Annotated in this window: 24 protein-coding genes and 1 pseudogene; 21 read left to right on the plus strand and 4 right to left on the minus strand. The window is 49.6% G+C overall.

Going from position 1 to position 20,018, the window contains the following annotated elements; all coding sequences use genetic code 11:
• Nucleotides 1–63 precede the first annotated feature (63 nt).
• Nucleotides 64–1,211 (plus strand): IS3 family transposase gene (locus OGX90_RS09800; protein ID WP_155959297.1). Its coding sequence is split into 2 segments (ribosomal slippage): nucleotides 64–301 and nucleotides 301–1,211, totalling 1,149 coding nucleotides; the frame shifts between segments, so codons are not numbered across the junction.
• Between the two features lie 164 nt (nucleotides 1,212–1,375).
• Nucleotides 1,376–1,639: a hypothetical protein gene (locus OGX90_RS09805; protein WP_286623659.1), complete on the plus strand. Its 264-nt coding sequence runs from the start codon at nucleotides 1,376–1,378 to the stop codon at nucleotides 1,637–1,639.
• Nucleotides 1,640–1,860: 221 nt separating this feature from the next.
• On the opposite strand, the pseudogene OGX90_RS09810 reads toward OGX90_RS09805, so the two are convergent.
• Together OGX90_RS09810 and OGX90_RS09815 are read right to left on the minus strand one after the other, a co-directional pair.
• Nucleotides 1,861–3,002, minus strand: a pseudogene (locus OGX90_RS09810) (site-specific integrase).
• A complete protein-coding gene (locus tag OGX90_RS09815) occupies nucleotides 2,983–3,228 on the minus strand; it encodes an excisionase (protein WP_008784452.1) in 246 nt (81 codons plus the stop codon). The pseudogene OGX90_RS09810 and the gene OGX90_RS09815 overlap by 20 nt, the downstream one beginning before the upstream one ends.
• A 388-nt stretch (nucleotides 3,229–3,616) precedes the next feature.
• On the opposite strand from OGX90_RS09815, the gene OGX90_RS09820 reads away from it, so the two are divergent.
• Nucleotides 3,617–3,871, plus strand: a complete 255-nt coding sequence (locus tag OGX90_RS09820) for a hypothetical protein (RefSeq protein ID WP_079902980.1) — start codon at nucleotides 3,617–3,619, stop codon at nucleotides 3,869–3,871.
• Between the two features lie 349 nt (nucleotides 3,872–4,220).
• Here the strand turns inward: OGX90_RS09820 and OGX90_RS09825 are convergent, their stop codons facing one another.
• Entirely contained in the window at nucleotides 4,221–4,847 is a 627-nt protein-coding gene (locus OGX90_RS09825; RefSeq protein ID WP_286623661.1) for a LexA family protein, read from the minus strand.
• Nucleotides 4,848–4,949: 102 nt separating this feature from the next.
• On the opposite strand from OGX90_RS09825, the gene OGX90_RS09830 reads away from it, so the two are divergent.
• The 13 genes from OGX90_RS09830 to OGX90_RS09890 all read left to right on the plus strand — a co-directional run bounded on the left by OGX90_RS09830 (nucleotide 4,950) and on the right by OGX90_RS09890 (nucleotide 13,361).
• Entirely contained in the window at nucleotides 4,950–5,177 is a 228-nt protein-coding gene (locus OGX90_RS09830; RefSeq protein ID WP_003826141.1) for a Cro/CI family transcriptional regulator, read from the plus strand.
• Nucleotides 5,178–5,187: 10 nt separating this feature from the next.
• A complete protein-coding gene (locus OGX90_RS09835) occupies nucleotides 5,188–5,739 on the plus strand; it encodes a YmfL family putative regulatory protein (RefSeq protein WP_047722332.1) in 552 nt (183 codons plus the stop codon).
• A 172-nt stretch (nucleotides 5,740–5,911) separates the two neighbouring features.
• Nucleotides 5,912–6,091, plus strand: coding sequence for a DUF4222 domain-containing protein (locus OGX90_RS09840; protein WP_286623663.1), 180 nt, complete (start codon nucleotides 5,912–5,914; stop codon nucleotides 6,089–6,091).
• A complete protein-coding gene (locus OGX90_RS09845; protein WP_286623665.1) occupies nucleotides 6,081–6,938 on the plus strand; it encodes a conserved phage C-terminal domain-containing protein in 858 nt (285 codons plus the stop codon). The genes OGX90_RS09840 and OGX90_RS09845 overlap by 11 nt, the downstream gene beginning before the upstream one ends.
• Entirely contained in the window at nucleotides 6,935–8,254 is a 1,320-nt protein-coding gene (locus OGX90_RS09850) for a phage N-6-adenine-methyltransferase (protein ID WP_286623666.1), read from the plus strand. The genes OGX90_RS09845 and OGX90_RS09850 overlap by 4 nt, the downstream gene beginning before the upstream one ends.
• On the plus strand, nucleotides 8,251–8,637 hold the full coding sequence (locus OGX90_RS09855) for a RusA family crossover junction endodeoxyribonuclease (RefSeq protein ID WP_003034741.1): 387 nt from the start codon (nucleotides 8,251–8,253) through the stop codon (nucleotides 8,635–8,637). Before OGX90_RS09850 ends, OGX90_RS09855 begins: the two co-directional genes overlap by 4 nt.
• Before the next feature lie 13 nt (nucleotides 8,638–8,650).
• Nucleotides 8,651–9,334 carry a phage antirepressor KilAC domain-containing protein gene (locus OGX90_RS09860; RefSeq protein WP_065944768.1) on the plus strand — a complete coding sequence of 228 codons (684 nt, stop codon included), beginning with the start codon at nucleotides 8,651–8,653 and terminating at the stop codon, nucleotides 9,332–9,334.
• Nucleotides 9,331–10,326, plus strand: a complete 996-nt coding sequence (locus tag OGX90_RS09865) for a DUF968 domain-containing protein (protein ID WP_286623669.1) — start codon at nucleotides 9,331–9,333, stop codon at nucleotides 10,324–10,326. The genes OGX90_RS09860 and OGX90_RS09865 overlap by 4 nt, the downstream gene beginning before the upstream one ends.
• A 17-nt stretch (nucleotides 10,327–10,343) precedes the next feature.
• Nucleotides 10,344–10,760, plus strand: coding sequence for an antiterminator Q family protein (locus tag OGX90_RS09870; protein ID WP_286623671.1), 417 nt, complete (start codon nucleotides 10,344–10,346; stop codon nucleotides 10,758–10,760).
• Between the two features lie 112 nt (nucleotides 10,761–10,872).
• Entirely contained in the window at nucleotides 10,873–11,772 is a 900-nt protein-coding gene (locus tag OGX90_RS09875; protein ID WP_286623673.1) for a hypothetical protein, read from the plus strand.
• A 281-nt stretch (nucleotides 11,773–12,053) separates the two neighbouring features.
• Nucleotides 12,054–12,302, plus strand: coding sequence for a class II holin family protein (locus OGX90_RS09880; protein ID WP_286623675.1), 249 nt, complete (start codon nucleotides 12,054–12,056; stop codon nucleotides 12,300–12,302).
• A gap of 1 nt (nucleotide 12,303) precedes the next feature.
• A complete protein-coding gene (locus tag OGX90_RS09885; protein ID WP_286623678.1) occupies nucleotides 12,304–12,843 on the plus strand; it encodes a lysozyme in 540 nt (179 codons plus the stop codon).
• Nucleotides 12,844–12,845: 2 nt separating this feature from the next.
• A complete protein-coding gene (locus tag OGX90_RS09890) occupies nucleotides 12,846–13,361 on the plus strand; it encodes a hypothetical protein (protein WP_286623680.1) in 516 nt (171 codons plus the stop codon).
• 91 nt (nucleotides 13,362–13,452) lie between these two features.
• On the opposite strand, the gene OGX90_RS09895 is transcribed toward OGX90_RS09890, so the two are convergent.
• Nucleotides 13,453–14,088: a hypothetical protein gene (locus OGX90_RS09895; RefSeq protein ID WP_286623683.1), complete on the minus strand. Its 636-nt coding sequence runs from the start codon at nucleotides 14,086–14,088 to the stop codon at nucleotides 13,453–13,455.
• A 371-nt stretch (nucleotides 14,089–14,459) separates the two neighbouring features.
• Here OGX90_RS09895 and OGX90_RS09900 point away from each other — a divergent pair, with 371 nt between their 5' ends.
• From OGX90_RS09900 to OGX90_RS09920, 5 genes are read left to right on the plus strand one after another with little or no spacing between them, the layout of a single operon-like run.
• On the plus strand, nucleotides 14,460–15,005 hold the full coding sequence (locus OGX90_RS09900) for a terminase small subunit (protein ID WP_286623685.1): 546 nt from the start codon (nucleotides 14,460–14,462) through the stop codon (nucleotides 15,003–15,005).
• Nucleotides 14,980–16,902: a phage terminase large subunit family protein gene (locus tag OGX90_RS09905; protein ID WP_286623688.1), complete on the plus strand. Its 1,923-nt coding sequence runs from the start codon at nucleotides 14,980–14,982 to the stop codon at nucleotides 16,900–16,902. Before OGX90_RS09900 ends, OGX90_RS09905 begins: the two co-directional genes overlap by 26 nt.
• Nucleotides 16,902–17,108 (plus strand): phage head-tail joining protein, encoded by a 207-nt coding sequence (locus OGX90_RS09910; protein WP_003034782.1) that lies wholly within the window; start codon nucleotides 16,902–16,904, stop codon nucleotides 17,106–17,108. Before OGX90_RS09905 ends, OGX90_RS09910 begins: the two co-directional genes overlap by 1 nt.
• A complete protein-coding gene (locus OGX90_RS09915) occupies nucleotides 17,105–18,697 on the plus strand; it encodes a phage portal protein (protein WP_286623690.1) in 1,593 nt (530 codons plus the stop codon). Before OGX90_RS09910 ends, OGX90_RS09915 begins: the two co-directional genes overlap by 4 nt.
• Nucleotides 18,678–20,015, plus strand: a complete 1,338-nt coding sequence (locus OGX90_RS09920) for a S49 family peptidase (protein ID WP_286623692.1) — start codon at nucleotides 18,678–18,680, stop codon at nucleotides 20,013–20,015. Before OGX90_RS09915 ends, OGX90_RS09920 begins: the two co-directional genes overlap by 20 nt.
• Nucleotides 20,016–20,018 lie beyond the last annotated feature (3 nt).

Genomic DNA, 20,018 nt, shown 5'->3' on the forward strand with positions numbered 1-20,018 from the left:
TGAATCGCCACGGGTTTAACAGACACCTCGGAGTCATTTAAGATGACTTAAAGAGAGGTGCCCATGAGCGGTAAACGTTATCCCGAAGAGTTTAAAATTGAAGCAGTCAAACAGGTTATTGATCGCGGTCATTCTGTTTCCAGCGTTGCAACACGTCTCGATATCACCACCCACAGCCTTTACGCCTGGATAAAGAAGTACGGTCCGGACTCATCCACTAATAAAGAACAGTCAGATGCTCAGGCCGAGATCCGCCGACTCCAGAAGGAGTTGAAGCGGGTTACTGACGAACGAGACATATTAAAAAAAGCCGCGGCGTACTTCGCAAAGCTGTCCGACTGAGGTACGCCTTTATTCGTGACAACTCCCGTTGCTGGCCTGTTCGTCTGCTCTGCAGGGTGCTGGATGTTCATCCCAGTGGCTTTTACGCCTGGTTTAAGCAACCGTATTCTCAGCGCCACCAGGTAGATCTAAGACTGACGGGACAGATCAAACAGTTCTGGCTGGAGTCCGGTTGCGTTTATGGTTATCGCAAGATCCATCTGGACTTGCGGGATAGCGGTCAACAGTGCGGAGTGAACAGAGTCTGGCGACTGATGAATCGTGCCGGGATAAAGGCTCAGGTCGGGTACCGGAGCCCGCGGGCACGCAAAGGCGAGGCCAGTATCGTATCGCCCAACAGGCTCCAGCGACAGTTCAATCCGGATGCTCCGGATAAGCGTTGGGTAACGGACATAACCTACATCAGGACCCACGAAGGCTGGCTGTATCTTGCTGTGGTTGTTGATCTGTTCTCACGCAAAATTATCGGCTGGTCAATGCAATCCCGGATGACAAAGGACATTGTCCTGAACGCACTGCTGATGGCTGTATGGCGGCGTAATCCCCAAAAACAGGTGCTGGTTCATTCGGACCAGGGCAGTCAGTACACAAGCCATGAGTGGCAGTCGTTCCTGAAATCACACGGCCTGGAGGGGAGCATGAGCCGTCGCGGTAACTGTCACGATAATGCGGTTGCAGAAAGCTTTTTCCAGTTGCTGAAACGCGAACGGATAAAGAAAAAGATCTACGGAACGCGGGAAGAAGCCCGCAGCGATATTTTTGATTACATCGAAATGTTTTATAACAGTAAGCGTCGGCATGGTTCGAGCAATCAGATGTCACCGACAGAATATGAAAACCAGTATTATCAACGGCTCGGAAGTGTCTAGATTATCCGTGGCGATTCAATGATGCAATTAACATCGAAATTAAAAATCTAATTGTTGAACAAGCAGCAGAATATATAGAAGATGCAAATCCTGAAGGTATTAAAAAACTTGCTCAATTCGCTTCGTTGCATGGAAAGATTTGCCAACCGTCTATCGTGTATAAAATGGCACAAGAGGGAGTTTCAGCGCAACTGATCATATTGCTATTGGAACCTCATTTGAGATCGATTAGCCGTGAACAGCTCTTTTCAATCTTGAAGTTACTTGGTGGTGATTATGCCAGGCTGACTGAGGTTGGTTACGACAAACCCCGCATTCCAAATACTCCTGCCGATCTTTCACTGCTTGAGCGTCTCAAACAGGACGGGATTGTTGGAAAATATGATGAGAATGAATCACTGATTAAGGTGAACAAAAAATATAAATAAATAGGGGGAGATCGATACAGTTGGTTACTGACTTTCTGGAAGAGAGAATGACAGTTCTTGGCTTTCTGAATCCAAAATATATTTGGCTCATTATTGAATGAGCATTAATAATTCATGTTTTTATTATACGTATGGCGAATATGATATTCGCCGTGCTACTTAATAATTGAGATACGATGTTATTTTCAGCCCAGTAAATGTGTGTGGGGGAATTTGCCATGCTAGAGCCTACAATTTTTTAACACTACCTTTATCCAGTTTTTACCTCGATCGTCATGATAGCGGTCAGTTTGCTTTTGTGTTTTATGGCCAAGCAGTTTTTGAGTATCTAATCCCTGTACTTTATAAAGACGCTCAGATAGAGAGCGTTGTTCATGAAACGTAGCGGGAGTTCCTTCTCCCCAGTCAATCCCAGCCAGATCTCTCGCCTTACTAAAATTCATTGTTAATGTGTTTGATTTAACTTGTGCGCCGCGTTCAGCCTGTGAAGTCGTACGAAAAAAATGTACAAGGTATGGGCTGACTGCATAGTCACGGCAGCGAGCTACAACATCGCGCAGGCTCCAGTTGATTGCATTCAAACGCAGGGAAAGAGGAATAGCTATTTTGCTGCCGGTTTTTTCCTGTTCGATATGCAGATGATCATCCCATATATCGCTAAATTTCATTTTGGATATGTCACCAAGACGTTGCCCTGTCACAAGGGCAAGCAGCATTGCATTCCCCATATACTGTTGTTTCTTATCTGCGATATCGAAAATCTTCTGCCACTCCTCGAGACTAAGTCGTTGTCTGGTAATCTTGCGCCTGGGCTGTTTAGTAGCAAGGGCAGGGTTGTGACCAGGCGGCACTTCACCGTAGTGTTGGGCCTCTTTGAATACATCGATCAGCACTGAACGAACAACTTGTGCCATTCTTGGTTGGCCTGCAGATAGATACTTTCAAGAATTTGAGCAATATCCCTGACATCAACAGAAGATATGAGCTTCATTCCCGCACGTTCCTTAAGAAGTGCAACTGGCTTGGCTTTTTGTTTATACGTATTCTCCTTGATATCACCTGAAGCGAATCTTTCCTCCTGAATTTTCCAGTACCGCTCAAGCCAGGTAACTGTAGTAATTGCCTTACCCTTACTGGTAGCAATTCGATCGCTTATAGCCAGTACCTGTCTTGAACGCTGCTCAGCAAGTCTCGCGTTCGCTTCAGTAGCAATTGCTTTAGCCTCAGCTTCATCAGTACCCAGACTGTGAAATTTCCCAGTTACAGGGTGCTTGTACCTCCAATACACTTTATTGACCTTACGACTGTATAGTGGATAGAGGTTAGGTATTGATACATTATTTTTACGTGGTCTCGCAGCCATCGCTGAGGATCCTTTGCAATTTTGGTGAATCAGATTTCTTAATAACCGGCGCAGCAAGTTCTCCAACCAATTCCGCGTCCTCTCTCACTCTCCATAGCCTACCTTGCTTCATGGCTGGTGGAGAAAAGAGGTTTTGCTTAGCGTAACGGCGCAATGTCGAGACGCTAGGTGGATTACTTCTGTATTTATCAGTTGCCCATTCTTCAAGAGTTAACATCTGAATCATGCGTCATTCTCCATATAACCCAGCTGCACCCGGGTTTTAACATCAAATATTCGTACGGTTCTCCGCTGCCGTGTATATCGCTACTTTCAGCAGATTAAATCAGTTAACTTTTCCTACGACCCACGGCTTAGAAGTCCGTTGCTCTCTTTAAGCTAACATCGCAACTGGAAGCGCGCTCCGGTAGCTTTGGATTAACGGCTGACCTTATAGGTTAAGGGACAGAACGCGCTTTCATGTTGAGCCCTGAAAAAGGCTGGCGGTTACCGGACAAACGGGAAAACACCGGGCCGCCAGAACAGGGAAGTATTTGTTATTGCTTTGGCCTGCTTCTAACCACATCAGGCGCGGTGGTATCTTGGTGTTCTCACACAGCCAAGAAGGAAATAGCATGCGCGGAGTCGTCGTTCATCATGAGCACCGTATCGGTTATATCGTTATCCGTGACCCTATGGGGGAGTTCACAGTTGCAGAGCTGCTCGGCGGATATGATGTTGAGAAAGGGCACGTCATATCCGGAGATCTCCATAGCCTCGGAGGCGAAACATTTCTGAATGAGACTGAGGATGAAGATATTGATGTTTTCGTTCAGGGTTATGGCATGTCTGAACAGCAATCAATTCTTATGATCCGACGTACTCGCTAAACCACTTACGAAACAGAGCACAGCTTTTTAACGTTGCGTTGCAGTAATCAACGGATATGACCTGTCCTTCAGCAAATGGCTGTAGGAGCTCTTCGTTAATCTGCAACCCTCGTTTTGCAGCTTGTTCTAAGTCTGCAATCTTCTCAAAAAGCGCTTTCGCATTCTTATCCACTGACTATCTCCACACTTAGGCGAATCATCCGATTATTCATACGCCACTGGCGGCTACTTCGTGGGCGTCCTGCCTGTTCGCTGTTGATGAACAAAATCTAACTTAACTTAGCTTTTAGATCAAGAAAAAACACCAAACTATTCTTAGCTTGATGTTAAGAGGAAGGTTAGAGGTGGGTTAAAGCTCGTACTGAACGCCTTTGACAACGCCAATGATCAGGCAATTACCGTTAATTGAAATGTTTGGATAGCGTGGATTTAAGGGAACTAAGAACTTTTGAGGCCCATCGATGACAAGTTTTTTTATAGTAGCCTCGTTTGTCCCATCAAGCCTGGCTACGACTATCTTTCCATGAAGTGGCTCTGCATCTGGATCTACTATGACTGTTGCCCCTTCAGGGATTGTCGGGAGGCCATTTGGGTTTGTCATCGAATCACCTTTAACCTCCAATGCAAAGGAGCTATCCCCTATCCGGAGTGATGTCTCTATCCACTTATCTACTTCGCTGAAAACCTCTGCTGCTTTACATTCTGTAAACTGTCCAGCCTGAACCCAGGATATCACCGGAATCCTTTGCATCTTGGTTATCAGATTGCCTTCAAATTCAGTGCCATAAAGTATGTAATCAATTGAGGTGTTGAAATACTTTGCAAGTTTAGCTAGTGACTCGCCGCCTGGCACATTAACGTCTTTTTCCCAATACCCAACCGCCACATCACTAACACCGCAGAACTTACCCAGTTCTTTCTGCGAGGTTTTGGTTATGCGCCTGAGAGCTTTGATGCGCTGACCGACAGTTTCCATTTGAACACCATAAATAAATTAAAAGGCTAAGCAATCTTAGTTTTTATTGACCAAAGTTAGATTTGTTATTAATATCTAATCAAACTTAGCTAAGGAGGCGTTATGACAACCGATGATATTGAAAACTACTTCGGAAGTACTGAGAAGGTTGCCGAATTTTTTGGAATCACAAGCGAGGCTGTTTACCAGTGGCGTAATAGAACTGGTCGTCTTATCCCAAAAGGGCGTGCAGCTGAAGCAGCCTATCGGACCGGGGGGAAATTGGTTTTTCATCCCGACCTTTACGAAAAGCGTAGCGATGCTTCAGTAAAACTCAAACCACAGGAATAAGGGGGGAGCTGTGGGTAACGAACCTATTTGGAAAGTCGAACGTCAGCCAGCATGGCTGGTGGCGGCGATAAAAAAAACGATCACCGATCTACCTGGTGGTTATGCCGAGGCGGCGGAATGGTTGGGCGTGACAGAGAACGCATTGTTTAACCGCCTTCGTGTGGATGGGGATCAGATCTTCCCTATGGGATGGGCGATGGTGCTACAGAAAGCCGCCGGTGTTAGCTACATAGCAGATGCGTTTTCTCGTCAAACAGATAACGGGATTCATATCCCTGGTGCCGCACCAGAAACAGAGAACGAAGAAATTGGCTTAAAGCTGGCTGAGCTGGTGGGCAGGCTTGGGGATCTGGTCAACGCATACCGTCGATACATCGATGATGGTGTAGTTGATAAAGGGGAGTGGGACAGTCTGAATGAAATCGCCTACCAGTTCCGGGTAACGCTTATGACGTTCCTGAACCTGATTTCACGAGTTTATTGCCTTCCAGAAAAGAGTGACGCCCGCGAGTGTGCAGCTCCGGGCGCCTTGGCGAACAACTCTTCGAGTATGGAGAAATAATCCGCATGAGCAGTTTAACGGTTTTTAACCGTCTACCGCAACTCAGGATGATCCCGGTTTCGGGTACTCCGTTGTTTCGGTATGAACGCAGATTATCAAACCGCTGGGTTCCGTGTAACCACAGTAGGGCGGTTTCAATTGTGGGGGTCTACAACCGGAGGGCAAAACGCCTGTGTGCGAACTTAACCGAAGGTTCAAAGACCACCGTGGAGTGCCAGTCCGTGTTATCCGCTGGGAGCCAGAAACACAGCGCGTTATCTATCTGCGAGATGGCTACCCGCACGAATGTTTCAGCCCACTTGAGCAATTCAGGCAGAAGTTCAGGGAGATAACGGACGATCATGAGCACTAAATTAACCGGCTACGTATGGGATGGTTGCGCGGCGTCGGGCATGAAGTTGTCTAGTGTCGCGATCATGGCTCGCCTTGCTGATTTCAGCAGCGATGAAGGTGTGTGCTGGCCGTCCATTGAAACTATTGCTCGCCAGCTTGGCGCAGGGCCGAGCACTATCAGAACGGCAATCGCAAAGCTTGAAAAAGATGGCTGGCTCACGCGCACACAGCGCCGTAATGGTAACCGTAATGCTTCGAACGTATACCGCCTGAATGTGGCGAAACTTCAGGCTGCCGCATTTTCTCAACTGTCAGATTCTGACACGTCAAAATCTGACGCATCAAATTTTGACGCCTCAAAAACTGACCCGTCGAAATCTGGCAAAAATGGCGGTTTTGACCCGTCAGAATCTGGCGGGGATCCGTCAGTAAAATCAACACAAGATCCACAAGTAAGTTCAAAACCCTCTTGTCCGGTTGCGGCGCAACCAGACCCTGAAGTTGTGATTACCGACCAGGCAATTTTGGTTCTGACCCATTTGAACAAGATCAGCGGATCTCGGTATCAGAAATCCAAAACATCCCTAGAGAACATCCGCGCCCGACTGCGTGAGGGATACAGCGTTGCAGACCTGCAACTTGTTATCGACCTGAAGCATGAGCACTGGCACGAGAACGACGAGCAGTACCAGTACATGCGGCCGGAAACGCTGTTTGGCCCGAAGAAATTCGAAAGCTATCTGCAAAGCGCTACCCGCTGGAATCAGAAGGGACGGCCTAAACGCGCTGACTGGGGGGCGAAAAATCGCGATGTGATGGCTTTTGGTCCGGTTGATACAACGATTCCTGCGGGGTTCAGAGGATGACGTTAAACAAATATTGCCAGGCGCTGGCTGCACTACGTAGCCAACCAGCCCACGAATTGAAAGAAGTTGGCGATCAGTGGCGGACACCGGATCTGCTTTTCTGGGGTATCAACGCGCTATTTGGTCCATTAGTTCTGGACTTGTTTGCTGACGACGACAACGCGAAGTGCCCGGCATGGTACACCGCCGAAGATAACGCGCTGAAACAGAACTGGTCTGAACGTCTGGATGAACTGGGTGGCGCTGGTTATGGCAACCCCCCGTATAGCCGTTCGCAGTACCACGAGAAACAGGCGATCACTGGCATGACGCACATCATGAGCTACGCTGCAGCCCAGCGTGAAAAGGGCGGTCGCTATGTGTTCCTGATAAAGGCTGCGCCGAGTGAAACGTGGTGGCCGGAAGATGCCGATCACATTGTATTCATTCGCGGACGCATTGGGTTCGATCTGCCTGTGTGGTTTGTACCTGCTGACGAAAAACAGAAGCCCACCAGCGCGTTTTTTGCCGGTGCCATAGCTGTATTCGATAAGTCATGGCGTGGTGAGCGGTTCAGCTATATCAACCGCAAAGAACTGGAGGCAAAAGGGCGGGCGTTTATGACTTTGGCGCAATTTGCTGCCAGCAAGTCTCAACCTGCAACTGCCACACCATCTGAAGCTGACAAGCCAGAAGCAGAGTTGCCACTTACCCAGAAAGATATTTTTGATATCAGCGGTGTCGAGGCGTGGGCATGCGTTAGAGCTGCGTTCGGCGATAAAGAAGAATACACATTTAGTGAATCGAAGTTTGGGCATACCTGGGCGGCGGATTCTGTCGAAGCACCGGAATTCACTCAGGTATCACCATTAACGATCGACAAGGCCAAACTGCTCATTCTCGAAAGCATTTTGTTCGGTGTAGATGAGTGGCTTTTGTCGATTCAATTCGATGACGCTGCTGCGCGCCTGGATATGTCGGAACGTATTCGCACTGTTGCCCTTGAAGCATCCGGTGAATATGGCATGAACAGCACTGATTTCATTGTAGCTATGGGAAGCCTGGATGTTTCCAGTTGGTCCAATATTCGCCAGATCCGCATGCACATTCGTGAGAAAGCTAAACCAGTATCGGATCCGCTTCCCGAGTCCTGTATCTGGCCGCTGGAGGTTGGAATTGTATTCGACCAGGTGGATGGTGCTGACATGCTGGATGAGTCACTGCAACACAAGCTGAAAGCCAATATCAATCAACTCTGGCTGGAGCGGACTGCCACCAGCGAAATCATTACTGCTGCTTCTGAACTTGTTCGCAATATGCGGGGAGAGGCCGCGTGAAACTGGTACTGCCTTTTCCTCCGAGCGTGAACACTTACTGGCGCGCCCCTAACAAGGGGCCGCTGGCCGGTCGTCACCTCATTAGCGCTGATGGCCGTAAATACCAGAGCGCTGCCTGCGTGGCGATCATTGAGCAATTACGACGTCTCCCGAAGCCATCGACTGAACTGGCAGCGGTAGAAATCACACTGTACCCGCCGGATGCGCGCCGCCGGGATATCGATAATTACAACAAAGCCCTGTTTGACGCGCTGACGCATGCGGGTGTCTGGGAAGACGACAGCCAGATTAAGCGCATGCTGGTGGAATGGGGACCCGTAGTGCCGAAAGGTCGGGTAGAGATAACGATCAGCAGATATGAACCGGCGGGTGCAGCCGCCTGATATGGAGAAAAGTATGAGCCAGTTAGCAACAACAGCATTAACCATGTCCAGCAGCGATATTGCTGAGCTGGTGGAATCACGACATGACCATGTTAAACGGTCCATTGAACGCCTGGCAGAGCGCGGTGTTATTGAACTCCCCCCAATGGGGGAAGTTAAAAATCACCTCAATCAGTCGGTATCGGTTTATCTGATAGGGAAGCGGGACAGTTATATCGTTGTCGCGCAGCTGTCGCCGGAGTTTACCGCGCGTCTGGTTGATCGCTGGCAGGAGCTTGAGCAGGCACAGCAGCAGACGATTCCTCAATCATTCTCTGAAGCCCTACGTCTTGCAGCTGACCTTGCAGAACAAAAACAGCAGTTGACTAACGAACTTGCTGCCGCGGCGCCGAAGGTAGAGTTTGTTGATCGGTACTGTACAGCCAGTGGGTCAATGTCATTCCGCCAGGTGGCAAAACTGCTTAAGGCCAAAGAGCCAGATCTGCGGTTATTCCTCCTTGAGAACGACATCATGTATCGCCTTGGCGGAACGATGACCCCACGGCATCAGCATATTGATGCGGGCCGTTTTGAAGTGAAAACCGGCACATCCGTAACCTCAAATCATGCATTCAGCCAGGCACGTTTCACGGCGAAAGGCGTGCGCTGGATTGGTGGACTGTGGGCAGAACACATTGCCAGGGGGCAGGTCGCGTGAGAGCTCTGCTTACCCCCGAGATCGCCCATCGTATGGGGATTGTGTTGTTCCGTCCCGGTGCAGAACTGATGCACCTCTTCATGCGTGGTCGCGTTCTGCTCGAGCCTGAACCAGAAGAAATGGCGTCATTCAGTACCGGGGCTGTTCCGGCAGCCATTCAGCCGCTGGCTGATGATCCGGTAATGCGTCAGGTCTTCGAGAATGAGAGGGTTATTCAGCGTGCCGGTGGACTTCCTTCCCTTGAGCAATGGTTGAGTAATCGGTTTGAATGCCAGTGGCCACATTCAACGTGGCACGACAAGAACTTCACAACAATGCGGCACCCACCAGGAAGTATTCGCCTGTGCTGGCATTGCGATCACACTTTGTCGGGGCAGCATACCGAACAGCTTGCAGGTATAGCGGCAGGAAACCTGGCATCCTGGATTCTGGAAGTCATTAGGCGTGATTCTGGTTTTCCCGAGTCGCATATCCTGACGCTTCCGGAACTGTGCTGGTGGATGGTCAGAAACGACCTGGCTGATGTTATTCCGGAAAGCGTTGCACATAAGGGGTTACGGCTTCCGGATGAGACGCTCCGTTCTGTCATGAGAGAAAGCGACCTTGTGCCTTCCGCGTCTGCAACCTGCCTCGTGCAGGAGAAGGCGAAGAAGGTTCTCACCCTTAAGGTTGATCCGGAGTCGCCAGAGTCTTTCATGCTCAGGCCAAAACGTCGCCGCTGGGTAAATGAGACGTACACCCGCTGGGTTAAAACACAACCCTGTGAGTGTTGCCGACGGCCAGCAGATGATCCGCACCATATCGTAGGGCACGGTATGGGGGGGACAGCAACAAAAGCCCATGATCTCTTCGTGATCCCTCTGTGCAGAGAGTGCCACGACGAGTTACACGCCGATGTACCGGCATTTGAGCAGAAGCATGGTACGCAGCTTGAGCTGCTACTGCGTTTTATGGATCGAGCACTGGCGATCGGCGTAATAGTTAAAGCGTAAGTGTATGGAGATGAGCAATGCGTGATATGCAGAAAGTTTTAGATTTGTGGGGAGCATGGGCCGCGAGTGACTCATGTACCGTTGATTATTCACCGATTGCCGCGGGGTTTAAAGGGCTGCTGCCGCAAACCGGTAAAACTCGTCTCCAGTGCACCGATGATGATGGTCTGGTAATCGAGGGGTGTATGTCGCGCCTGAACAGAAAGAGGCCATACGATTATCAGCTCCTGATCGTGCATTACATATATCGGGTGTCAAAGCGCCAGATGGCGAAGCACCGTAAGAAAAGCGAAAAGCAGATCCGCATTGAAATGCAGATGGCAGAGGGCTTCATTGAAGGGTGTCTCTCGATGCTGGATATTCCCTTAGAAATGGACCCGGTTGTGTATATGGAAAACCGTCAAAAAAACGCTAGTGCGGTCCGCAGTTTTTAGTTTAACGTGTTAAGGGTGGTTTCTACGCCACTGACTTAAAAAGATTTTTAAACCTCGCCAATGCGGGGTTTAATGAGATATGATTGAGAAAAAGCTTATATAACAATTAGTAATGACTACGATAATCTCTCAAGACTCAGTTTTTACTGCTGCCGATGAATTATGGACTGATGCAGAGGATAGGCCTGCACCAGCTCCTTTCAAAAAGTTTTATGCGCTTAATGATAGTTTGCTGTTTTTCTCCGGTGATATAGATGCGATTCTTTCCGCATTATCTATGTATATTGGCTCATTGATCGGTGTTGATGAGGAGTTTGCTGAGCTAATGGGGCAGGCTGCTGAGTTGGATATGCGAACCTACGAGTTGATTGAAATTGATCGCTCCACAGGAAAGATTGTTTACGAGTATGGCTCCTCAAGGATTGAGGAACATGGGTGCATTTTTTACGGGCTTGGTTCTGGGTCTGACTACGCATTGAACTCATTTATCAACTCAATGGGGATCATTCTGAATTCTGGGAAGCCTTTTAAATTTCCAGAGCATGGACATAATCTCATCACTACATGCATGCAGCATGCATTCCAACTAGACGAATGCTCTGGTGGAAAAATTGCACATATTGTATGGGGAGATGATGGAGTAGTTTCCGACTGCTTGGCATGGGTTCCCAGTCCTGAACTCGAATCTTATCACTGCGCAATAATAGCAAAAATTCATGAACGCTTTGGTACCAAAGAAGAATTGAGGGAATTGATTGCTGGTCAGCTTGACGAGGAGAAGCAGGATGCTAAAGAACTAGAGATTGAGACTAAAATTTTTGACCAGGTTGATGATCGAGCGTATAGTTCACAAAACAGTCTAGCTGCAAAAGGAAGAACGAGTATGAACAACACTACTGAACAGAAACCTAGAGTCGCCGTAAAGACCTCTGGTTCTTCTCGGGGTAAGGTGTTCAGTTCGGCGGCTCTGAAAGAACGAATGGCCCAGCGTAAGGCTGAAGGTCTTAGTTAATTTTTTAAACAGATACTTTAAAAGCGCCTACGGCGCTTTTTTTGTTTTCAGGTAATGCTTTGCTGATACTAAAGACACTGTCTTAAAAAACGTTAACCTCTCCTTATTCGGCTCACAATATGAGCCAGTTAACAATACTTTTCGGCTCATCTAAGGTCACCTAGTCGGTGGCCTTTTTCATTTCGATCAGGGGTTCGTCGTCAGTATATCTATTTAACAAACACTCCCTGACGCCTGAACTTCCCCAATACAGCACCCCGAAACGTTCGGAGGTGAGAGAGATGCACAGACTTATGCCTGACAAAATTGCTTCGGCCGTGGGGTATTGCGCGTCCGGCGGCCTCATTTGCTGGGGCGGTGTCGCCAGATGGGTGCATGACCTTGATTGGAACCTGGTTGCCGTTATTGGCGGCTTTGTGATTGGCCTGTTGACTTTCTTCGTCAACTTTTACTTCAAACGGCGACAGACCAAGGCCTATGAACAGGCGCTGGCTCGCGGTTATGTTACTCCACCTCCCCAGGATAATTAATATGGCTTCCTCCAGAGCAAAACTCAGCGCGGCAATGCTGGCGCTTATCGCCGTTGGCGCTTCTGCACCAACGCTATTTGACCAGTTCATTAGCGAGAAAGAAGGTAACGCGCTTGTTGCTGTTATGGATCCGGGAGGCGTGTGGTCGCTTTGCCACGGTGTAACAGTTATCGAAGGCAAGCCAGTCATCAAAGGAATGACGGCCACCGAGGCGCAATGCAAAAAAGTTAATGCCATTGAGCGTGATAAAGCGCTGGCATGGGTACAGCGTAATATTCATGTGCCGCTGACTGAACCGCAAAAGGTCGGCATTGCCTCCTTCTGTCCATACAACATCGGTCCGGGTAAGTGTTTCCCTTCGACGTTCTATCAGCGCATCAACTCAGGCGATCGAAAAGGAGCGTGTGAAGCAATCCGCTGGTGGATTAAAGATGGCGGTCGCGATTGTCGGTTGACCAAAGGTCAGAAGAACGGCTGCTACGGTCAGGTAGAGCGACGTGACCAGGAAAGCGCGCTAACGTGCTGGGGGATAGACCAGTGACAATGAAATTAAACCTGTTCCCAGTCGCAATCGTGATAATCGCGGGCCTCTCAATTGCTGTGGTAAAGAGTTGTGCCGACGCCAGTATCATTGAGAGCGATAACAAAGTGCTACGCAACGATAACACGCTGCAGGGGCAGGTCATCGCAACCCAGTCTCTTAACTTCAATCGCTTTAACCAGGCAGCAGAGCATGCCAACAGGCTGAACTCCATGATTGATGCCAGCACCGAAGAGACTGTAATTGAATACCGGGAGATTCTCCGCCGTGAAAAAACATGTGATCTGCCTGTTCCTGCTGATGTCGCTGGTGGGTTGCTCGAATACGCGCACCGTTTACGTGCCAGCGCCATGCACACCGATACCGACAGACCTGACGCAGCCGATGATCGTTCCGTTGCCACCAGCTCAATGACGTATTGTCAGGCTGTTTTGTGGATTAAGCCGTTACTGGCGGTCATCGAGAAGGGAAACAATGATCTCGCCAGTATTCGGAGTATAGAAAATTTCAGGAAATAATGTATTTAAACCACGTTGCGTATTTTAATTTATTTCTAATTATCAAACTATTGTCTTTCAGAAAGGAAAGATCTGAAAGGCACATGATATTTTAATTGATTATATGTCTAATTGCCATTTTTAAGTCTACTAAATCATCGGTTTTAAGTTTGCTCAAAGAGTTGGCAATAACTTCATTTTCATCTTTTAGTATTTCTTTTTTGGCTGAATATAATTTCGGGTTAATTGAAAATGCACCGTTACTAAGTATGATTGGTTGTTCTAAAAAACCTAAATATGCAGAAAAGGCTCGATGCAAGTTTTCAATGTATTCTTTGAATTTAGTATCAGTGACGCTATGATAACGTAATGATTTATATAGGCTTTGATAGTTTTGGTAACGTAATTCCTGTGTGGAGTTGGAGAAGGCTCTACATTCTCTTATTAATTCGTCTTGCTTGGTAAATATCCCGTTGCTTCCGTAGAAATTATTAAGGTAACAAATTCTCGCTTCAATGTTCTTATCTAGGAATGTTACAACTCCAATAATGGAGTTTGAAAATACAAGATAATCAGTTGCTCCTTGGAATACAGCACTTTTGATTTTTTCAGCACCCCAGTTTTGGGCAATGCTAAATGCTAGATAAACAGTTAAGATTGATGCCATGCAACTTAAACCAGCAATTATGGTTGATAGTTCGTATTTTATTATTAGATGTCTAGAGATGAAAACATCAAATAAAATCATTGAAATACTCCACATGAATATAATTACAATTATTTTTGCGAATTTTTCTAACATTTTGAGTTCTTAATTTGAGCTAAGTTGTTTTAAATTACCAGGTATTATAACCCATTGTAATATCGCTGTATTTAAAAAATTCGTCGCTAAGTTTGTTTGGGTCCTTCTGGACATTTTAGATGCTTACGGGGCGGCGACCTCGCAGATTCTCGCTATTTATGAAAATTTTCAGGCATTTGCCGTTTCCGTTCTTCTTCTCGCTAATTCATTGTTTTAACTGTAAACACACCCTGAAAAGAAAGGAAATGATAAGCCTAAAAAACGGCTAAATAGCCAGAGGGCGTTTCCTTTCTCTGTTTTTGTGCATGGAGTGAGCTATGGAGGCCAACAAAAAGCGTCTTTCTGAAATATTTGGGGTCAGCGTGCGAACCATTCAGAACTGGCAGGATCAGGGAATGCCTGTAGCACGTGGCGGTGGAAAAGGTAATGAGGTCCTCTATGAATCTTCCGCGGCTATCGAATGGTATTCCGCACGCGACGCGGCGATTGAGAATGAGAAATTACGCAAGGAGGTGGAAGACCTTCGTCTTGCATCGGATTCCGATCTCCAGCCAGGTACGATTGACTATGAGCGTCACCGCCTCACCCGAGCGCAGGCAGATGCCCAGGAACTAAAAAATGCAAAAGATTCCGCTGAGGTGGTGGAAACCGCATTCTGCACGTTCGTGCTGTCGCGGATGGCCGGAGAAGTAGCCAGCATTCTTGATGGAGTTCCTCTGTCGGTTCAGCGGCGCTTCCCGGAGCTGGAAAACCGACATATTGATTTCCTGAAGAAGGACATCATTAAGGCCATGAACAAAGCAGCTGCGCTGGATGAAATAATACCGGGGTTGCTGAGTGAATATATCGAACAGTCAGGTTAAGGGGCTGCAGCACTCTGCGCGCGCAGGGCTACTTTCGCTGTATCGACCTGAGCCGCAAACAGCGGTTGAATGGGCAGACGATAATTACTATCTCCCCAAAGAGTCGGCCTACCAGGAAGGGCGCTGGGAAACGTTGCCGTTTCAGCGCGCGATCATGAATGCGATGGGTAACGATTACATACGTGAGGTCAACGTTGTTAAGTCTGCCCGTGTTGGCTATTCAAAAATGTTGCTGGGTGTTTATGCGTATTTTATTCAGCACAAGCAGCGAAATTCCCTTATCTGGCTGCCCACTGATGGTGACGCCGAAAACTTCATGAAGTCGCATATTGAACCAACGATCCGCGATATTCCGTCACTTCTGGCGCTGGCCCCCTGGTATGGCAAAAAGCACCGGGATAATACGCTCAGTATGAAACGTTTCTCCAACGGTCGCGGGTTCTGGTGTCTGGGTGGTAAGGCGGCGAAAAACTATCGTGAAAAGTCAGTGGATGTTGCCGGCTATGACGAACTCGCAGCTTTTGATGAGGATATTGAGAAAGAGGGTTCCCCGACGTTTCTCGGTGACAAACGTATTGAGGGCTCTGTCTGGCCTAAATCTATTCGCGGATCAACGCCAAAAACAAAGGGAACCTGCCAGATTGAGCGTGCTGCCAGCGAATCCGGGCATTTCATGCGTTTTCATGTTGCCTGTCCGCACTGTGGTGAAGAGCAGTACCTTAAATTCGGCGACAAAGAGACTCCGTTCGGGCTGAAATGGACACCGGGCGAACCCTCCAGCGTCTTTTACCTGTGTGAACATAATGCCTGCGTCATTAAGCAGCAGGAGCTGGATTTCACTGAAGCACGTTACATCTGCGACACCACCGGGATCTGGACGCGCGACGGTTTATCCTGGTTTTCATCAACAGGTACCGAAATCGACCCGCCAGACAGCGTGACGTTTCACATCTGGACGGCATACAGCCCGTTTACCACCTGGATACAGATCGTCAAAGACTGGCTAAAAACGAAAGGGGATACCGGAAAGCGTAAAACCTTCGTGAACACCACTCTGGGCGAAACATGGGAGCCTAAAATTGGTGAACGGCCTGATGCGGAGCTCATGGCCGAACGCAAAGAGTTCTTCGGCGCATCCGTACCGGAGTGTGTTGCTTATCTGACAGCCGGGATCGACTCCCAGTTGGATCGATATGAAATGCGCGTCTGGGGTTGGGGACCCGGTGAGGAAAGCTGGCTGATTGACCGGCAGATCATTATGGGCCGTCATGATGATGAAGCGACCCTCGTCAGGGTGGACGAGGCGATTAACAAAACCTATCTCCGAAAGAATGGCGTGGAAATGTCGGTATCCCGTATCTGCTGGGATATCGGCGGTATTGACCCCACCATTGTCTACAATCGCTCAAAAAAGCATGGCCTGTTTCGCGTGATCCCGATTAAAGGGGCTTCCGTTTACGGCAAGCCCGTCGCGAATATGCCGCGTAAACGCAACAAGAACGGCGTTTATCTGACGGAAGTGGGTACAGATACCGCAAAGGAGCAGATTTATAACCGCTTCACACTTCAGCCGGAAGGGAGTGAACCTCTTGCCGGAGCCGTGCATTTTCCCAATAACCCCGAAATTTACGATCTGGCTGAGGCACAGCAACTTACTGCTGAGGAGCAGGTTGAAAAATGGGTGGACGGGCGTAAGAAAATCGTCTGGGACAGCAAAAAGCGACGAAATGAGGCGCTGGACTGCTTCGTTTATGCGCTGGCGGCCCTGCGGATCAGTATTTCGCGATGGCAACTGAATCTTGATTCACTGCTCGCGAGCCTGCAGGAGGAAGAGGGAAGCCGGACCAATAACAAAACCCTGGCTGATTATGCCCGGGCATTATCTGGAGATGAATAATGGCGACACAGACAGATCTGGATGCCGCCCGCGCTGCGTTGCATGACCTCATGATGGGAAAGCGGGTAGCCACGGTGCAAAAAGACGGCCGGCGGGTTGAGTTCACTGCGACCTCCGTCAGTGACCTGAAGAAATACATTGCCGAACTTGAGTCACAGGTTGGCACCACTCCACGACGCCGGGGACCGGCAGGATTTTACGCATGAAAACACCTGCTTTGTTAGGACCGGACGGTAAAACCGCTCTGCGGGATTATGCCGGATATCATGGCGGTGCTGGTGGCTTTGGCGGTCAACTCCGCGCCTGGAACCCACCGAGTGAAAGCGCAGATGCTGCGTTATTGCCTAATTTTTCCCGTGGTAACGCGCGCGCTGACGATCTGGTCCGCAATAACGGCTATGCGGCAAACGCGGTACAGCTCCACCAGGATCACATTGTCGGGTCATTTTTCCGGCTCAGTTATCGGCCCAGCTGGCGTTTTCTGTGCATTGGGGAGGAAGAGGCCCGGGCGTTCTCCTGTGAAGTTGAGGCGGCCTGGAAAGAATTTGCGGAGGACGATTGCTGCTGCATTGATGCGGAACGTAAGCGTACATTCACCATGATGATCCGTGAAGGTATTTCCATGCATGCGTTTAACGGTGAGTTATGTGCACAGGCCACCTGGGACAGTGATTCCACGCGTCTTTTCCGCACACAGTTCAAAATGGTGAGCCCAAAACGCATCAGCAACCCCAATAACGCCGGAGACACGCGAAACTGCCGGGCAGGTGTCAGAACAAATGACAGTGGCGCCGCGCTGGGATATTACGTCAGAGAGGATGGCTATCCGGGGTGGATGGCGCAGAAGTGGACCTACATCCCGCGTGAATTGCCCGGCGGGCGGCCTTCCTTTATCCACGTATTTGAACCCCTGGAAGATGGGCAGACACGCGGTGCCAACGTGTTTTACAGCGTCATGGAGCAAATGAAAATGCTCGATACGCTGCAGAATACGCAGCTCCAGAGCGCGATTGTCAAGGCGATGTATGCCGCAACGATTGAAAGTGAGCTTGATACGCAAACCGCGATGGACTTTATTCTTGGCTCAGACAGTAAAGAGCAGCAAAGCAAGATGACCGGCTGGCTGGGGGAGATGGCCTCGTACTATACCGCGGCGCCGGTTCGTCTCGGCGGCGCGAAGGTGCCGCATCTGATGCCGGGCGACTCCCTGAATCTTCAGTCAGCGCAGGATACTGATAACGGCTATTCGACGTTTGAACAATCTCTGCTGCGCTACATTGCTGCAGGGCTGGGTGTGTCATATGAGCAACTCTCTCGCAACTATTCGCAGATGAGTTATTCCACCGCCCGCGCCAGTGCTAACGAGTCCTGGGCGTACTTTATGGGGCGTCGCAAATTTGTTGCCTCCCGCCAGGCCTGTCAGATGTTTTTATGCTGGCTGGAAGAGGCCATTGTTCGCCGGGTAGTGACATTACCGTCTAAAGCCCGGTTCAGTTTTCAGGAGGCGAGAAGCGCCTGGGGAAATGCTGACTGGATCGGCTCCGGGCGAATGGCCATTGACGGCCTGAAGGAGGTGCAGGAGGCCGTCATGCTCATTGAAGCGGGGCTGAGCACCTATGAGAAGGAATGCGCCAAACGCGGGGAAGACTATCAGGAAATCTTTGCCCAGCAGGTTCGTGAAACGATGGAGCGTCGTGCTGCGGGCCTTAAACCTCCAGCGTGGGCGGCTTCGGCCTTTGAGTCTGGACTGAAAAAATCGAATGAGGAGGGGACCGATGACGCCAGAGCTGCGTAATCTCCCGCACATTGCCAGTATGGCTTTCAATGAGCCGCTTTTACTTGAACCCGCCTATGCGCGGGTTTTCTTTTGTGCTCTCGCTGGTCAGTTAGGTATCACCCGTCTGACCGACACCGTGTCGGGCGTGACGCTTGGCGCAGAGCAGATGGCTGAACCGCTGGCACTCTTTGGTGATGATGAGGACATGGGACCAAAGCCGGCGCGAAGCTACCAGGTCACTGATGGTATCGCGGTGCTGCCTGTTTCCGGGACGCTGGTCAGTAAAACCCGCTCACTTCAGCCGTATTCGGGGATGACGGGGTACAACGGCATCATCGCCCGCCTCCAGCAGGCAATCAGCGATCCGGGTGTAGACGGCATTCTTCTTGATATGGATACGCCAGGTGGAATGGTGGCGGGTGCCTTTGACTGTGCGGACATCATCGCCCGTATGCGGGATACCAAACCCATCTGGGCGTTAGCCAACGATATGAACTGCAGCGCTGGCCAGCTGATTGCCAGTGCGGCATCACGTCGGCTTGTGACGCAGACGGCCAGAACGGGATCTATCGGGGTCATGATGGCCCACAGCAATTACGGCGCCGCCCTTAAAACCAGCGGCGTTGAGGTCACGTTGATTTACAGCGGCGATCACAAGGTGGATGGGAACCCCTACGAGAAATTACCCAAAGAGGTACGCGCAGATTTTCAGGCGCGTATTGACGCTACCCGGCAGATGTTCGCTGAAAAGGTGGCAGGTTATACCGGCATGTCGGTACAGGCCGTTCTTGATACTGAAGCCGCTGTATTTTCAGGCCAGGAATCAGTAGACAACGGCCTGGCGGAGCAGCTGGTCAACAATATGGATGCGCTGAACGTTATGCGCGATGCAATTCATAAACGAACGATGATTTCCCGAGGAGGAAGCATGAAAGGTACTACTGCATCCGCAGATACCACTCAACCAGCAGCATCTGCTGACCAGACCGTGACCACCGTTGACGTGCCTGCTGCGGTCGTTACTGACCCTGCAGCGGGTGCAACTGTTGATATCAGCAGCCAGCTGGCAGCGGCGGTCGCAGCCGAAAAAGGTCGCATTATGGGGATCCTGAACTGTGAAGAGGCGAAAGGGCGTGAATCACAGGCGCGCGCGCTGGCGGAAACGCCAGGGATGACGGTGGAAAGTGCCCAGCGCATCCTTGCCGCGGCTCCTCAGAGTGCCCAGGCGCGTACGGATACCGCGCTGGATCGTCTGATGGAAACCGCACCCGGCACCGTAACGGCAGGTAGCGCTTCTGCCGAAGCGGGTGACGATTTGTTAAATACGCCTGTTTAAGAG

Source organism: Citrobacter sp. Cpo012, assembly GCF_030333015.1.
Classification (GTDB): domain Bacteria; phylum Pseudomonadota; class Gammaproteobacteria; order Enterobacterales; family Enterobacteriaceae; genus Citrobacter; species Citrobacter portucalensis.

Bases quoted from the DNA above. Each gene is read 5' to 3' on its own strand.
- OGX90_RS09805 (WP_286623659.1), top strand. From the start codon at position 1,376: ATGGCACAAGAGGGAGTTTCAGCGCAACTGATCATATTGCTATTGGAA.
- OGX90_RS09815 (WP_008784452.1), bottom strand. From the start codon at position 3,228: ATGATTCAGATGTTAACTCTTGAAGAATGGGCAACTGATAAATACAGA.
- OGX90_RS09820 (WP_079902980.1), top strand. From the start codon at position 3,617: ATGCGCGGAGTCGTCGTTCATCATGAGCACCGTATCGGTTATATCGTT.
- OGX90_RS09825 (WP_286623661.1), bottom strand. From the start codon at position 4,847: ATGGAAACTGTCGGTCAGCGCATCAAAGCTCTCAGGCGCATAACCAAA.
- OGX90_RS09830 (WP_003826141.1), top strand. From the start codon at position 4,950: ATGACAACCGATGATATTGAAAACTACTTCGGAAGTACTGAGAAGGTT.
- OGX90_RS09845 (WP_286623665.1), top strand. From the start codon at position 6,081: ATGAGCACTAAATTAACCGGCTACGTATGGGATGGTTGCGCGGCGTCG.
- OGX90_RS09850 (WP_286623666.1), top strand. From the start codon at position 6,935: ATGACGTTAAACAAATATTGCCAGGCGCTGGCTGCACTACGTAGCCAA.
- OGX90_RS09860 (WP_065944768.1), top strand. From the start codon at position 8,651: ATGAGCCAGTTAGCAACAACAGCATTAACCATGTCCAGCAGCGATATT.
- OGX90_RS09870 (WP_286623671.1), top strand. From the start codon at position 10,344: ATGCGTGATATGCAGAAAGTTTTAGATTTGTGGGGAGCATGGGCCGCG.
- OGX90_RS09875 (WP_286623673.1), top strand. From the start codon at position 10,873: ATGACTACGATAATCTCTCAAGACTCAGTTTTTACTGCTGCCGATGAA.
- OGX90_RS09880 (WP_286623675.1), top strand. From the start codon at position 12,054: ATGCACAGACTTATGCCTGACAAAATTGCTTCGGCCGTGGGGTATTGC.
- OGX90_RS09885 (WP_286623678.1), top strand. From the start codon at position 12,304: ATGGCTTCCTCCAGAGCAAAACTCAGCGCGGCAATGCTGGCGCTTATC.
- OGX90_RS09890 (WP_286623680.1), top strand. From the start codon at position 12,846: ATGAAATTAAACCTGTTCCCAGTCGCAATCGTGATAATCGCGGGCCTC.
- OGX90_RS09895 (WP_286623683.1), bottom strand. From the start codon at position 14,088: ATGATTTTATTTGATGTTTTCATCTCTAGACATCTAATAATAAAATAC.
- OGX90_RS09900 (WP_286623685.1), top strand. From the start codon at position 14,460: ATGGAGGCCAACAAAAAGCGTCTTTCTGAAATATTTGGGGTCAGCGTG.
- OGX90_RS09910 (WP_003034782.1), top strand. From the start codon at position 16,902: ATGGCGACACAGACAGATCTGGATGCCGCCCGCGCTGCGTTGCATGAC.
- OGX90_RS09915 (WP_286623690.1), top strand. From the start codon at position 17,105: ATGAAAACACCTGCTTTGTTAGGACCGGACGGTAAAACCGCTCTGCGG.
- OGX90_RS09920 (WP_286623692.1), top strand. From the start codon at position 18,678: ATGACGCCAGAGCTGCGTAATCTCCCGCACATTGCCAGTATGGCTTTC.